A 14,078-nucleotide genomic window follows, 5' to 3' on the forward strand; every position below is an offset into this window, starting at 1 on the left:
TTACCTACTCAGCCGCACTGACTGGTTTCACGATTTGGCCCGGAACTAAGCGATGTAAACCACTGGCGATGACCTGTTCACCGTCTTCAATCGCCCCACTCACGTACGCTTGTTGATTGTTGGCAAACAACACCTGAACACTTCTACGTTCAACCTTATTGTCTTCACCAATCACAAAGATGTTCCACACACCGCGCAATCCATCAATCAAACTCGTTAATGGCACCCAGTAACCTGAGTCATCAATCTGCTCATCAAATTTAAGGTAGGCAAGTTGCCCTTCCAATACCGATGATTGTTCAGGGAATAGGTAACGCAAACCGACACTGCGAGATTGGGTGTCGACCATTGCGCCGGGATTCAATAGCTCCACGGCATAATCTGTTCTCCCAACTCGGATGTTAGGCGAAGAAAGTGAGGTGACTTTTTGCATTTGGTGAGCAGGAATACCGATGAAGGCCTCTTTGCCCTCAGAAGCGAGCAGTGTAAGAGTTGGATTACCCACATTCACCACATCTCCGAGCGAAACAAAGCGCGTCGCGATGGTTCCAGAATAAGGCGCAAGCACTGTCGACTTCACCAATTTCAGTTCGTTGCCTTTTACCGATGCATCGATGCGCAACAAGTTCGCCTGCAATACGCGTTGCTCACTGGTGAGAGAATCAATCTCCGCTTCGGCACTGAAGCCTTTCGCTTTCAATGAACGTTGACGTTTAAGGTTCGCTGCCACCAAACTCAATTGAGCTTTGACTTCTTCAGCCTGCGCTTTCAGTTGGCTAGACTCGGTTTCCAAAAGTTGAGTATCCAATCGGATCAATGGCTGACCCGTTGTGACTGTGTCACCGACATCCACCAGAATCTCATTGACCTTACCCGCCAATTCAAAACCCAAATTCGCCTGCTGCCCGGCCTTTACCACACCGACATATTCACGCTGTACCGCATACGATGGAGAGCGTTCCAAAGCGACAGTTTCTACTGTTAAGACTGTCGACGCTGCACTACTCGATTCCACTGCAGCATTATCTGCATCGGATGCTGTCTCGGCTTGTGTATTTTCACCACACCCGACAAGAAGAGTCGACAACGCCACTGCTACTGCGCTTCCCTTCATCAATTTATACATACTTCCTGTTCCTATGCGGTACTCAATTATGTTCTTTTTTTAGACTAACCAAACCAAACTAGACTGTCTAGTTTGATTATGTTAGAAATAAGTTTCATGGTTAATGTTTGATAAAACCATCACAAAAAGCATAATGCTTAGCGCCAAATGAGACACCTATAGCGGAGTATCAATAGGCACTAAGCAAAGAGACAAGCTAGGTAACGACCCAACACCAAGTAACGAGAAGCAAGCACGTGACAAAAATCATCAAGAGTGAACAGAAGAGATCGCAGATCTTAACCGCAGCCAGCCAACTTTTCTCTGAACATGGCTTCAAGATCAATATGGATCAAATAGCCAAAGCAGCGAACGTTTCCAAGCAAACGGTCTACTCTCACTTTAAAAACAAAGACGAGCTTTTCGAAACCTGCATGCAAACTAAGTGTGCCGAGCGCGAACTCAGCCCTTCTGCTTTTGATATGAATGCCACTTTGGAAGACGAATTGGTGAAGTTTGGTGTGAAGTTTCAAGATTTGTTACTTGATGAGCAGTCCAGACAGACCTTTCAAAATGCTGTGAGCCAATCCAACACGCATCCAGAGATCGCCTCTATCTATTTAGAAACTGGGCCTCAGAAAACCACCAAATTACTTGCTGATTATTTGCAGTCGAAAATAGACTCTGGTGATCTCACACTGTCGACATCAAGCTCACCAGTCATTGCAGCACGCCAACTGTTGCTGATGTTTCACGGCAAATCGGCGTATTGGTCATTCTTCGGTCACGATAGCGGAGAATCCGAAGAAGAAAGGCTTCACTACACTCGCGAATGTGTCGCGCTATTCTTGAACGGCAACCAGCCTCGTTAATTGTAGCTCTATCTTTGAATAAAAAAGGCACAGAGAAATTCATCCTCTGTGCCTTATCAATCATCAGTCACTCTCAGCAATAACAGCGATCGGTTTATTGGGTATGTTCCACAACGATCAGCTCATCGGTATTGAAGCCACGCTCTTTCGACATGGCTTTAAACTTCTCCATCACTTCTGGTGCGACTTCCGGCGTTCTTGCGAGTAGCCATAAGTAATCAGTGTCGGGCCCAGAAACAAACGCGTATTGGTAGCCCTCTTTGTCTAATTCAAACACGACATAAGCGCCGTAGAAAGGGCCAAAGAAAGACACTTTCAAATAGCCTTGTTCAGAGCCTTCAACGAAGTACGCTTTTCCTTCCGCTTCGTTCCACTCACCCTCTTCGGCAGAGTATCCACGGTTAATCACCTTCACGCCGCCATCATCACGAAGGCTGTATTCAGCGCTGATGTTGTCTAAGCCACGCTCAAACGAGTGATCCAAACGAGCCACTTCGTACCATTTCCCTAGGTATCGTTCCAACTCAAACTGTTGAACAGGCTTTACCGTTTCGGGCATGCCAACACAACCACCCAATAAGATCACGCTAAGCAGCAATAATATTTTTTTCATCCTAACCTCGACTTGTTTTTATTAGTAATGCGAGTAAGTCTCTTGAAAACATAAACTTACATCCTTGGTAATACGTTAAATCCATTTTTATAGCTCACTTAACTGTAATTTATTCAGAACCTTATGTGAATTGTTTAGTCTGCGAATGGATTCGCAATCCTTTATTGACGAGCTGTATTCCCACAACCACCTCAAAAGGCACTGGAATTACATTCAAACAAGAGAGCAACCAAGGACACTTTATTATTAAAAATTCACGATATGATTCTCGCCACTCGCTTTCTATACTTATTAAACAGTGGAACATGGAAGACATAATAATGAACAAAAAGCTCACTCTGCCACGCACTGCATGGATAGCATTACTCGCAAGCTTAACTGCCGCAGCGCCGGTTCTTGCACAAGCCAACACCGTTGTCCAAGCGCAAACAGCAGTTCAAACACAAACAGCAGTTCAAAGCCAAAGTGCAGACCAGATATTTACCAATGCAGATATATACGGGCATCGTGAGTCGGACTCGATCGTTACCCACAAAGGCAAGATCATCTTCATCGGTAACCAATCACAGGCGCAAACTTTTCAAGGGCAAAGTACTGATGTTATCGACTTAGAAAATGCCTTTGTCCTTCCGGGGTTCATTGACAACCATAACCATGTGTTTGAAGCCGCCTCAGAGCTGGGTGGAAATTGTGAACTCGACTCTGAAGCAACATTAGAAGAGCAAACCCCCTACCTAGAAGCGTGTAAGATCAATGCTGATACCGATGGCAGAGGTTGGCTAATGGGTTATGGTTTTTCTTTGGAAGCGACGCTCGATAGTGACTCTGACTACACCCCACTAGAGATCATCGACAGTATTTTTCCAGATCGCCCTGTGGTGATCATGGAGCAGACTTCACACTCAATGTGGGTCAACTCAAAGGCTCTGAAAATCGCCCGAATCAGCCAGCAATCGCCAGATCCACAAGGTGGCGCTTATTTAAAAGACCAAGACAGCGGCAAACTCAATGGCATCTTATTAGACAATGCTGGCGATCAAGTGATGGAGATGGCTTGGAACAGCCAAAGCGAACTGTTTGAGCAAAGCTACCAAGGGTTAATGTTCGGGCTTGAGGAAGCGGCAGCCCACGGCATCACTACCATTGGCGACGGTCGCATGTATTGGAAACGAGGTTGGTATGACGTTTGGCTAGAGGCCGAGCAAAATCAAGACTTAACGGCGCGAGTATCGCTACGCCCTTGGGTGTACCCATCGATGGTGATGTCTTCTCAATTAGAAGTCTTTGAGAAAATGCATTCCGACGATAAAAGCCATCTGTTACTTGTCGATCAGGTGAAAATGTACAGTGATGGCGTCTTTATCAATGGCACCGCCAAAACACTCGCGCCCTACTTAGATACTTATCTACCCCAGTCTCCTAATGGCTTGAACTATATTCCGCCAGAACAAATGAAAGAATGGTTAACTGCGCTCGAGAAAATCGGCTTTAGCGCCCACATTCATGCGATTGGTGATGGAGCGGTTCGTGAATCTCTTGATGCGATAGAAAGTATTCGCAAACAAGGTTCAACCAAACCCTACACCCTAACCCATATCGAATTAATCAATGATGAAGATGTGCCACGCTTTCGCCAGTTAGATGTAACTGCAGATTTCCAAGTTGGCTCTGATTACGTTGCAAGGCATCAACACCAATGGGCTGAAGCTTTCCTAGGTGCTCGCCGTGCTAAAGCCATGATGAACCTCGATGCAATAGTCAAGACCGACGCGAATATCACCTTAAGCAGTGACTGGAACGTACACGACATCAACCCTTTAGTCGGCATCGCGAACAGCTTAATCATGGGCCAAACCGGCCTAACCGATATCTATACCGCCATCGACGCTTACACGCTCAATGCCGCCAAAAGTCTTGGGATTGAAGACGTAACAGGTTCTATTGAGGTAGGAAAATCCGCTGACTTCGCCATTCTCGACCGCGACATCACCATAGTGTCAGCAAGACAAATCGCCAAAACTCAGGTGTTGATGACGGTGTTACGCGGGAACGTGGTTTACGAAAAATAGAGCCAATTCGCGTATCGAATTGGTTATCGCAACTCAAACGAAAACGAGCCAGCTTATTCAACTGGCTCGTCTGTTATTAACATAGGTATTTTATGTTGTGTTACGCGTTGGTCTCTTTAAGCGCTTTCACATTTGAATCTTGTTTGTCATCCAGAGCAAAGTAGATCTTCGATACAATCACTTCAGCAACCAGAATCGTAAATACCACAGCGAAGAAAGCAACCACGCCGCCCCAAGGTCCTGTAAAACTCACCTTATCTCCGAACAGAAGGTTAATCGCTTCTAGCATCACGAATTTTGAGCCCACCAAGATAATGTAAGTGGTGATTGCTCGGTACACCTTAGGTGCAGTGCCCGGCTTGCTTTTGAAGTGTTCAGCAATCTTGTGCTCTAAACCAATAGAGAGCTTCAATAATAGCTGCAACAACAACGCCGCAATCAAAGATATAGTGAAAGACTCAATGTTGACGAAGTCCCAGTACTCATCGAAGAAGTTAAGTACGACCAAGTCCACCAGCACGGCTAATGTGTAACCTACGAATAGACGTTGTGGTGTGTTGAATCCGTAAACTTTGTCTGATTTAGTCATTCTGTCTCTCTCTAATCTAATTTGATAAGTCGCCTTGATTTGAAATACATCTTAGCGTTCGAATCAAAGCAAAACTTACCATTTCATGACACCACTCAAAATCATTCACAACACAAATGAATCGTCATAGTGTCTTCGTACCTCCACCTTCAATAATCCTGATCGCCCACGTATCACTGTAAAATAAAATGGCACTATCGAGTAATCTGCTTGCTGCTACCGAGTAATGCGCCACTACCAACGAAAGAAAGAATAACGACGCTAAATTAATGCCCCATATTTAAGCAATGAGTGTGTTAGTTGAAATCTTGCGTCCAATAAGACACCTTCGATGCATCTGACTTACTGGCTTTGTATCCAATCCCCATCTTTGTGTGTTGGCTATTCATTACGTTTTGGCAGTGACCTTCGTGACCAGCCCAACTATTAAGACCAGCATTGTTAACTTGCCCATCACTTCGCGGGCTGGTGTAACCAAAAATAGGAATCACAACAGAATTGGATGAGAGGACAAACGCATTCTGACCAGAACTGTTCACAACAAAGTGACCTTGAGCATCTCTTCGGTACTGCTCATCTGAGTTCAACTGAGCATTACTCGCCGTGTTATTGTCCCAAGCGATAGGAGCTGCTGGTGGGTAGTTACCACTCGAAAACGATGAACCAAAGGCATCACAATAACGTTGTGTCGACCTCGCACAATTTGTCGAGATAACAGATTGGTACTTGATACTGTTCTGACTTAGATCTTCTGGAATATTCACAATTCGGCACCATTTATCATCGGCAACGCCTTGACCGGGCATCCCCCAAATCGCACCGTTCAATAATTGATTTGTATCTAGTGAAGCGAAATCGATGAGAGTGTCGCTATTAAGCTGACCTAGATCCAAATCGATCTTTCCAGATGAAGTGTTCAACTCAAAGATCGAGGCCCCAACCTCCTTAGCTGCTGCGTTAATTTTGTCGCGCTGTAATAATTCCCAAGAATCACCAAACCGCTCTTTTGACTGCTCTCCATAAGCTTGAGCGATAAAATCGTAAGTAGGTAAATTAGACTCTATCCCGCTCCCATCTTTGGAAACTACGCTGCCAACGGTTTTAAATTCCAACGAACTGTCGAACACCGCATCGTTAAACACATACGATCCCAAGAGCTCACTAGAACAAGAGTTACTTTGCATATCGTATCGATATTCAGAAATTGTACCGTCCACAAGTAACTGATGATCCTTCCTTTGCGCGCTTAATCCTGTGGTTTCGTAACAGTGCCAATCGTTAACAAAGTTGCTGCCATTATCGATAACGATTGTTGGTACAGCGATAGTCACATCAACCTCCTGAGTATCTCCACTCTTGAACGCAGGCAGCTCATTTTTGACGGTAATAGATGAGAAATTTCTGATTGGATCCGTTTCTTCGATAAAACCTTCGATCGCAAAAATCATATTGTTGCTAAGAGCTTTAATGTCAGGCTGCTGAGAGGTAGATGATGAGCCGGGATTACTTGGATTACTTGGATTACTTGGATTACTTGGAACATTAGCGTTATTAGACGTTGTGCTGTCACCTCCTGATGAACTCTCTCCACCACAACCCGTAATAATCAGTGCTAGAAGGGCGACTGCCGAGATATTTTGTTTTTTCATGAGTTAATCCTTAACCATATATTTTTCTTGATGTAAGGATGTTGCCTCATAGAACGAACTTAAATTTCAGACCAATGTCAGAGCCCCTAAATACTGACACCGATTTAACATTTTATAAGATATTGTCAATTTAACGTTCGACCTATAAGCCAATGAACTCATTCAGTATTTTCCTTAGGCCTTCCGTTTTAGAGCCAGTTACAGTTCGGTAAATTGACTCTCAACACTAGGTGACGACGATTTGAAATACACCTTAACGTTCGAATAGGAAAAACTTAGAAATATAGAAAAGCACCAAAAGATAAGTCTCGTCATTGCTTGTCACCAAATGGCCATTCTTCAAATGCTGCGCCCCATATGATGACTCCATCAGCGACACACACTCATTTCCAAAAGGTGCAGACTATGAAAAAGCTAATCACTAACGCGAACGTATTTAACGGTGTTGATAACAACTTAATCGAGAACGTATCAATCCTCATCGAAGATAACTTGATCACTCAGATTGGAGAGGTTGACCCAACGATTGCCGATGAAACGATTGATGCTCAAGGCGGTACGGTCATGCCAGGCCTGATTGATGCGCACGTTCATATCACGCTCTCTGCCTCTTTTAATGTCATTGATACGATGACTCGTGAAGAAGTGGCGATTCGCTCAGCAAAGATTTCTGAAGAGATGTTAATGCGCGGTTTTACTACCATTCGCGACGTGGCGGGTAATACGCTTGGCCTTAAAAACAGCATCGACAAGGGCTATGCCACTGGCCCACGTATTCTTCCGTCAATGGCGGCTATCTCGCAAACTTGTGGTCACTCAGATTACCGTCAAAACCAAGCACAAGAGCGTTTAGCAAACGGCCATGAAGATTCACCTATGATGAAGCTTGGCGCAATGAAAGTGGCAGATGGTCGTTCAGAAGTATTAAAAGCAGTACGTGAACAACTGTTTATGGGCGCTTCTCAAATCAAGATCATGGCGGGTGGTGGTGCATCTTCAACGTTCGACCCGCTAGACACGTTGCAATTCACATCAGAAGAAATGAAAGCCGCGGTTGATGCCGCTTCCGATTACGGTACTTATGTTGCCGCGCACATCCACACTTCTGATGCTATGCGCCGAGCGGCAGAAGCGGGCGTGATGTCTTTCGAACACGCCACCATCATGGACGACGACATTGCCGAGATCATTAAAGAGAAAGGCATTTGGGTGATTCCTTCTTACTTTACCTCTTCATTGATTGCAGAGCGTAAGATCCCGCTGCCAAATGAAGAGACATACCGCAAGACAGAACGCGTAGGCAAAGCGATGTTCAAGTCAGCAGAACTGATTAAGAAATACGACATTCAGAACATTACTTTTGGCACTGACTGTGTAGGTGAAACCAACGTTCATGCGACACAATTGAATGAGCTTGGTGCGATTGAGCAAGTATTCGATACCATCACCGCACTTCGCATGGCGACATCAAACTGTGGACGCCTGTTCGAAATGTCGACTTATCAACACCCATACCAAGAAGGCAAGTTAGGTCAGATCGTTGAAGGCGCGTATGCCGACCTATTGATCATCGATGGCAATCCACTGGAAAGTGTTGCCTGTGTGGCGAACACAGAGACACAAAAACTGATCATGAAAGACGGCAAGGTGTACAAAAACACGCTTTAACCTCGAAAAGCGCTCGTCCCTACGCTACAAAACAACAAAACAACAAAACAACACATCTAAAGCAAATAACCGAGATAATTAACTTGGTTGTTTGCTTTTTTTGGATCGCCTAAAGCTTATCTCGCTTTCGACCAACAAACTCTGACAACAACTCGATTCTATTTTAGAACAGCATAAACTGTGGTTGGAAAACCAAGGCGGCGAACGAGCACAATTAGGTAATACCGATCTAAGTAATCTAGCGCTTCAAGATGTTGATCTTCGTTGCGCCAACCTGATACGTACCGATTTTAGTGGCGCCAATTTATCGGGCGCGAACATGAATGAGGCTGATATCACCTACGCCAATTTCAGCCACACGAACCTCAACAATACCAGCTTCCGCGATGCTGACCTACGTAACGCCAACATGAGTTACGCCCAAATGCTCAACGTCGATTTACTGCGTGCCGACTTGTTTCGCACTGACTTCAGCAATGCTCAAGTTAATGACTCTGCTTTCAAACGAAAAGACACAGGCAATACCATTATTGAGCTGCGAGATCCTACCCGACAGTGTCTCTCTGCCAAGTAGGCTCAAACAGCGATGATCTCCAATGCGCTGATATTGTTGCATATTCATTCGATTATTCGATAAATACCGAATTGGACTGGGCACTCACCTACTGAACTCAGGTCGTAACAGCAGATCTCGCATCCCGTATCACTAAGCATCGAACGACATTGTTCTTACTTGGTTTTTTGTTCTTACATATTTTCGATTCTCATGTATTATGTGCGCCCATAATTGTATGACAAATATGTAGCACTCTTTCTGTATGACCAAAGCCACCAACCACGCGATTTTGCTCTTAGTATTCGCCAACCTGCTCGCATCCTTTTCAGACGTCTCACTCAAAGTGCTGAACGGTGAAGTGCCCACGTTCCAATATGTGTTTATCCGCCAGCTATTGAGCGTGATGTTGCTGCTCCCTTTTTGGCTAAAGCTACCCAAAGAGACGCGCATGCAAGGTGGTTGTCGCATCAATTTTTTGCGGGCTCAATTCATCCTAATGGGAAGCGGCTGCGCAATGATTGCCATCACACACCTAACGTTGGCGACCGCAAATGCGATGTTCTATGTTGGGCCCATTCTTATGCTCCCGCTTTCTATTGTTTTACTGAAAGAGAAGCCGACATCATCAAAAGTGGTGGCGACATTGATTGGTTTCGTGGGTGTGTTAATCGTGTTGCGTCCAGAGCAATTTCACTGGGCCGCTATTGCAGGGTTAGGCAGTGCGCTCGCGATGGGTGTAGGCAATATTTTGATTAAACGTCTTCACGCAGAACAACACATTATCTCGACACTATTTTGGACCAGTGTGATGACTCTACCGCTGGCGTTGGCTCTTGCTCTACCTGCATGGGCGGCGATTGAATGGCGTCATGTTGGGTGGATTATGGCAATCAACCTGTTCGTTCTTGGATACCATGCCCTTGTGGTGGTGGCTTATAAAAAAGCACCAGCAAACCAAATTGCTCTCGCGGAATACTCGGGGTTGGTGTTCGTGACCTTATTTGGCGTGATGTGGTTTGATGAGATTCCAGACATGTTGACCCTTGTCGGCATCAGCCTGATCGTCATTCCGATGATGCCAATAAAGTGGAAGAAGTACTTCAGTAAGCCAAATCAAACGGCGCTTGATATAGAAGCCAATCAGACTAAGTCTTAATTGCCAGCAGCATCCTTGCAGCGCATCGAGCTAACCCACTTTCGACCTATTCAAATGAGAAAAGGGACCGGTATTTCTACCCGTCCCTTTTTTATTTTCGTTTGTATAAGGTGTTACTTAAGCTTGAACACCAACACTTTGTTGTATGCCGTTACCATCAGTAAGTCTTGCTGTTTCCCGCCAATTTCTAGATTGCTGATATGGCCCGCATCGATAGCAATGAAGTCTATTTGCTTACCGTCTTTATCGAACACACCCACGCCACCATGCGCTGCAACAAAGAGGTTGTCATCGGCATCAACAGCAACGCCATCAACCATAGGTTCAGAGCCAGACTCCGCTTTCACTTGAGCAAATTGCGTCTTATTGCTGAGTGACTGTCCATCAACATCAAATCGGTATACCCAGCCATCAGATGTGTCGGCAACGTATAACGAAGATTCATCAGAAGAAAAAGCGATGCCGTTTGGTAACTTGAACTCTCCAGTGATCAACTTTAGATCACCATTTAGGTAACGATAAACGCCATTAACCGCTTGCTCTGGTTCTGCCTTTGCTGGGCCGTAACCTTGGATACCAAACGGAGGATCGGTAAACCACACGCTGCCATCACTGTTAACGGTTAAATCGTTCGGACTATTAAGCAGTTTGCCGTTATACGTTGCAGCGACAATCACTTTCTCTCCGTTGCCCTCACGGTACGACAGCTTTCTATCATGGCGGGCTGCCCAAAGGTTGCCTTTCGCATCAATATCGAGACCATTGGCATAGCCAGAGTTATCATCAAAAACGCTCAACTTACCGTTAAGATCGTAAGAATAGGTTGTGTTATTTGGAATATCGCTAAACAAGAAACGTTGATGTTCCACATCCCATGTAGGGCCTTCAACAAAGCCAAATGAGTCTCCAACCAATGTTGGGTTGCTTTCTACAACAGAGGCAGCTGAAACATTCATAGAAGCAGCCATTGCAGCGGTAATAAGTAGTAATTTGTTCATTGTTCTTCTCCTTTCTGTTTACGTTTTGAATCTTAGTTTCTTGAATGAGTGAGAAAAACAGTACAAAATGACTTAACTGTTTACTAAATGGTGTTAATGATGAATTTGATTTATATGCAGACCTTCTTGACTGTCGCCGAAGAGCTAAGCTTCACCAAGGCCGCTGAAGTATTGGATGTGTCGAAAGGTTTGGTGTCTCGGCATGTACAATGACTCGAAGAAACATTGAATTCTAAGCTGTTTCACAGAACGACTCGTTCTATCAGCCTCACAGAAGTGGGTGAAGAGTTGTATTCGAAAGCGAAGCAAATTCAACTATTAGCAACCGAAGCGGAAATGCGTGTCTTAGACATGACGCAGGAAGTGGCAGGCGATTTAAAAATTACCGCCCCGATAGAGTTTGGGCGTGCGCTTTGTCGCCATATCATCCCTACTTTCAAGCAAGAGTACCCAAAAGTGGATTTGATTCTCGACTTTGGGCCGATGAAAAAGAAGATAGAGTCTGGCGACTTTGACATTGCTTTTAGAGCCTACGATGAACTGCCTAATGATGTGATTGCCAACCATCTCGGACATATCCGCAATGTTCTGGTTTGCAGTGCGGGTTACGCATCGACTAACCCACTTGCCACCACTAAAGACATCCATAAATGCAGCTTCATTCTTAACAGTCAAAATGAACGCTGGAATCAGCTGGAGTTGAGCAATGGCGAACAAACAGCTCTAATACCTACAGTTCAATTTTAGAGTTAGCGATGCAAGGGATAGGTGTCGCCAGCTTGCCGTTCTATCAAGTTGAAGAGCAGCTCAAAAAAAGTGAGCTTATTCACGTGTTCCCAGAATGGTCGATTAAAGCCCAAAAGCTAAGCCTTATCTATGCTCAAAGAAGAGTAACACCGCAGAAGTTAGTCACTTTTAACCGAGCGGTAAAAGAGTGGCTGGAATCGAATAACGCTTATACGTTGTGAGTTTTAGAACGCTAAACCTTTCAATTGGAACGTATGTGCGTTCCATTCATATCAGGCTCAATCGCAGTGCTTTCAATAGCTGATAGGCTGCCGTGTATTCGTCGATTTTGAAACACCCTCCCCCTCTAACTCCCCCTCAAGTTGAGTTCATCCCCCTCTCTAGATTGACGACCGAGGGGGAGAATCTTCTTTGGCGCTGAATGTGAAAATGCGCATGTCGCCATCGGCATTCAGTTCCTCCCCTTTCCACGAAATCATAATGGGTCGAAAATACGGATTAAGGGGAGATTAGGAGGGAATTTGAGGTTGGTGTGATTACCGAGGGAGGTTGGGCTAACACGGATTTGCCCCATTGTTGGTTAGAGTTCGAGATAGTAAATATCGTGTTTATATATATTAACCCTATAAGAGGTAATCCGACCGAGTCTACCCTTCAGAATTTCTCAGATATGCAGTATCGACCATAGGGATATTTAAAACTTTTGAGTTAATTTTATGCGGTGAAGAAAGGCGTTACTATATATGGAGTACTTTTGGTACTTTAGCTGAGAATTCATGCCGCCTAGCATGTTCAAATAGCAAGGCGGCAATAGACTTTTGAACGAAATGTTAGTTCGCTTCGACGCCATTGATGAATGTCTTCCCAAGTGATTGCTTGATCGTTGTGGTGTAGTTACCTGACTCTTCTTCGTTCCACAGTCTGTCCAATGCGTTTTGGTTGATTTCAAGTAATTTAACTAGCTTTGGTGTGATAGTGACATTGAAGTCAACTTTAAGGGACTTCTCAAATGCCTCTTCTGATTCTCGGTTAGTTAAGCCTTTATAATTTTTAGGCATTATTTCAATTTCTCCATCGGAACTTGAGTCATTAACGAAGATGTTGATATTCTCGAATTTGATCCCATTACCTATTATGGATTTAAAAGCAGCCTCAATTGTTTCCTCTGTAGGATTTCTTTCAATCAAACCGATGAAGCTATTAAGCTCTTGAGTATTAACTCCTTTAATCTCACCACTTAAGCCAAGTTTGTTCGATAGTTGGGTGATGTTTGGAGATTGAAGATCTAGTGAGTCAACTTTCCAATCAAGCTTCAGGCTCGTATTGTCTTCAATTGTAATTGCTGAATGAAACTTCGCGTCTTTGAAGCTAAATCCACCAGATCGATCGTTGAAACCTCCATCATTTGCAATTATTTCAGTATTATGGGTGTCATTAGTGATATTTGACTTAAGCTCAATGCCGTTTATATAGGCCTGTTCTCTTCTTTCAGAGATTCTAATTCCGTCAATTTTTGTGGATGTAGTGAAGGCTTCTTTATTGCCTTTAAACAGAATCTCAACATCGCCAAGTTTGAAGTTGCTTGAGCGGCCTGTATTGATTTCTCCAAGTGAGAAGTTGCTTTGTAGATCTAAAGACTGATTGCTGGTATCGAATGTGTATTTTATGCTTTCATTTAAGCTTGCTACCTCTCTGATTAACGTTGAGGTAAGTCCTTTATCCTTCGGGAGACTAAAATTACCTTCAACGCTAAGTCCGAATGGCGCAACCGTTGCTGTGTGGCTTAGGTAGATTGGTTCAGGAAGTCTTTTTGAACCATTGTTTATGTAGATAGCGAAATTCTGCTTGATATTGTTATTGTTGATTTCCGTATCGATCAGTTGGGCATCAATGAATTGGTTTTTTAGTCCAATTAGTGAGCTTTCAACTTCACTGGTCACAGTTTCTGCTGCATTCTTAATCAACATGTTATTGGCAACCAAGGCACCACCACCGATGATCTGCGTATTTCGGTGATTGCGATCGCTCGTTTCGGTTTATTCCGATCACTTGATCC

Annotated in this window: 12 protein-coding genes and 1 pseudogene; 7 read left to right on the top strand and 6 right to left on the bottom strand. The window is 44.3% G+C overall.

Going from position 1 to position 14,078, the window contains the following annotated elements; translation table 11 throughout:
- Window positions 1-4: 4 nt before the first annotated feature.
- On the bottom strand, window positions 5-1,126 hold the full coding sequence (locus AB6E30_RS12640; RefSeq protein ID WP_372103806.1) for an efflux RND transporter periplasmic adaptor subunit: 1,122 nt from the start codon (window positions 1,124-1,126) through the stop codon (window positions 5-7).
- 236 nt (window positions 1,127-1,362) lie between these two features.
- Here AB6E30_RS12640 and AB6E30_RS12645 point away from each other — a divergent pair, with 236 nt between their 5' ends.
- Window positions 1,363-1,977: a TetR/AcrR family transcriptional regulator gene (locus tag AB6E30_RS12645; RefSeq protein WP_102393158.1), complete on the top strand. Its 615-nt coding sequence runs from the start codon at window positions 1,363-1,365 to the stop codon at window positions 1,975-1,977.
- Window positions 1,978-2,071: 94 nt separating this feature from the next.
- On the opposite strand, the gene AB6E30_RS12650 is transcribed toward AB6E30_RS12645, so the two are convergent.
- Window positions 2,072-2,590 carry a lipocalin family protein gene (locus AB6E30_RS12650; protein WP_017060193.1) on the bottom strand — a complete coding sequence of 173 codons (519 nt, stop codon included), beginning with the start codon at window positions 2,588-2,590 and terminating at the stop codon, window positions 2,072-2,074.
- A 320-nt stretch (window positions 2,591-2,910) separates the two neighbouring features.
- Between AB6E30_RS12650 and AB6E30_RS12655 the strand changes: the two genes are divergently transcribed.
- A complete protein-coding gene (locus tag AB6E30_RS12655) occupies window positions 2,911-4,659 on the top strand; it encodes an amidohydrolase (RefSeq protein ID WP_372103809.1) in 1,749 nt (582 codons plus the stop codon).
- A 100-nt stretch (window positions 4,660-4,759) separates the two neighbouring features.
- Here the strand turns inward: AB6E30_RS12655 and AB6E30_RS12660 are convergent, their stop codons facing one another.
- Together AB6E30_RS12660 and AB6E30_RS12665 are read right to left on the bottom strand one after the other, a co-directional pair.
- Window positions 4,760-5,248, bottom strand: a complete 489-nt coding sequence (locus AB6E30_RS12660; protein WP_017065270.1) for a hypothetical protein — start codon at window positions 5,246-5,248, stop codon at window positions 4,760-4,762.
- Window positions 5,249-5,544: 296 nt separating this feature from the next.
- Complete coding sequence (locus tag AB6E30_RS12665; RefSeq protein WP_372103812.1) at window positions 5,545-6,897, bottom strand: CAP domain-containing protein; 1,353 nt, start codon at window positions 6,895-6,897, stop codon at window positions 5,545-5,547.
- Between the two features lie 405 nt (window positions 6,898-7,302).
- Between AB6E30_RS12665 and AB6E30_RS12670 the strand changes: the two genes are divergently transcribed.
- The 3 genes from AB6E30_RS12670 to AB6E30_RS12680 all read left to right on the top strand — a co-directional run bounded on the left by AB6E30_RS12670 (window position 7,303) and on the right by AB6E30_RS12680 (window position 10,277).
- The gene (locus AB6E30_RS12670; protein ID WP_372103815.1) at window positions 7,303-8,565 is read left to right on the top strand and encodes an amidohydrolase family protein; all 1,263 of its coding nucleotides are present in this window, start codon (window positions 7,303-7,305) and stop codon (window positions 8,563-8,565) included.
- A 178-nt stretch (window positions 8,566-8,743) separates the two neighbouring features.
- Window positions 8,744-9,139 (top strand): pentapeptide repeat-containing protein, encoded by a 396-nt coding sequence (locus AB6E30_RS12675; protein WP_372103826.1) that lies wholly within the window; start codon window positions 8,744-8,746, stop codon window positions 9,137-9,139.
- Window positions 9,140-9,383: 244 nt separating this feature from the next.
- Complete coding sequence (locus AB6E30_RS12680; RefSeq protein WP_017080421.1) at window positions 9,384-10,277, top strand: DMT family transporter; 894 nt, start codon at window positions 9,384-9,386, stop codon at window positions 10,275-10,277.
- 113 nt (window positions 10,278-10,390) lie between these two features.
- Here AB6E30_RS12680 and AB6E30_RS12685 read toward each other — a convergent pair whose 3' ends face one another.
- Window positions 10,391-11,275: an SMP-30/gluconolactonase/LRE family protein gene (locus AB6E30_RS12685; RefSeq protein ID WP_372103818.1), complete on the bottom strand. Its 885-nt coding sequence runs from the start codon at window positions 11,273-11,275 to the stop codon at window positions 10,391-10,393.
- Between the two features lie 96 nt (window positions 11,276-11,371).
- On the opposite strand from AB6E30_RS12685, the gene AB6E30_RS12690 reads away from it, so the two are divergent.
- Both AB6E30_RS12690 and AB6E30_RS12695 read left to right on the top strand, forming a co-directional pair.
- Window positions 11,372-11,488, top strand: a complete 117-nt coding sequence (locus AB6E30_RS12690) for a LysR family transcriptional regulator (protein ID WP_372103821.1) — start codon at window positions 11,372-11,374, stop codon at window positions 11,486-11,488.
- A gap of 138 nt (window positions 11,489-11,626) precedes the next feature.
- Window positions 11,627-12,243 (top strand): annotated as a pseudogene (locus AB6E30_RS12695) (LysR substrate-binding domain-containing protein).
- A gap of 609 nt (window positions 12,244-12,852) precedes the next feature.
- On the opposite strand, the gene AB6E30_RS12700 reads toward AB6E30_RS12695, so the two are convergent.
- Window positions 12,853-13,989: a hypothetical protein gene (locus AB6E30_RS12700; protein ID WP_372103823.1), complete on the bottom strand. Its 1,137-nt coding sequence runs from the start codon at window positions 13,987-13,989 to the stop codon at window positions 12,853-12,855.
- Window positions 13,990-14,078 lie beyond the last annotated feature (89 nt).

Origin of the sequence: Vibrio sp. 10N.247.311.12 (assembly GCF_041467515.1) — a bacterium.
GTDB lineage: Bacteria > Pseudomonadota > Gammaproteobacteria > Enterobacterales > Vibrionaceae > Vibrio > Vibrio crassostreae_C.

Excerpts from the sequence above, each read along its gene's own strand:
- AB6E30_RS12640 (WP_372103806.1), bottom strand. The coding sequence starts at position 1,126 with ATGTATAAATTGATGAAGGGAAGCGCAGTAGCAGTGGCGTTGTCGACT.
- AB6E30_RS12650 (WP_017060193.1), bottom strand. The coding sequence starts at position 2,590 with ATGAAAAAAATATTATTGCTGCTTAGCGTGATCTTATTGGGTGGTTGT.
- AB6E30_RS12655 (WP_372103809.1), top strand. The coding sequence starts at position 2,911 with ATGAACAAAAAGCTCACTCTGCCACGCACTGCATGGATAGCATTACTC.
- AB6E30_RS12660 (WP_017065270.1), bottom strand. The coding sequence starts at position 5,248 with ATGACTAAATCAGACAAAGTTTACGGATTCAACACACCACAACGTCTA.
- AB6E30_RS12665 (WP_372103812.1), bottom strand. The coding sequence starts at position 6,897 with ATGAAAAAACAAAATATCTCGGCAGTCGCCCTTCTAGCACTGATTATT.
- AB6E30_RS12670 (WP_372103815.1), top strand. The coding sequence starts at position 7,303 with ATGAAAAAGCTAATCACTAACGCGAACGTATTTAACGGTGTTGATAAC.
- AB6E30_RS12680 (WP_017080421.1), top strand. The coding sequence starts at position 9,384 with ATGACCAAAGCCACCAACCACGCGATTTTGCTCTTAGTATTCGCCAAC.
- AB6E30_RS12685 (WP_372103818.1), bottom strand. The coding sequence starts at position 11,275 with ATGAACAAATTACTACTTATTACCGCTGCAATGGCTGCTTCTATGAAT.
- AB6E30_RS12690 (WP_372103821.1), top strand. The coding sequence starts at position 11,372 with ATGATGAATTTGATTTATATGCAGACCTTCTTGACTGTCGCCGAAGAG.
- AB6E30_RS12700 (WP_372103823.1), bottom strand. The coding sequence starts at position 13,989 with ATGTTGATTAAGAATGCAGCAGAAACTGTGACCAGTGAAGTTGAAAGC.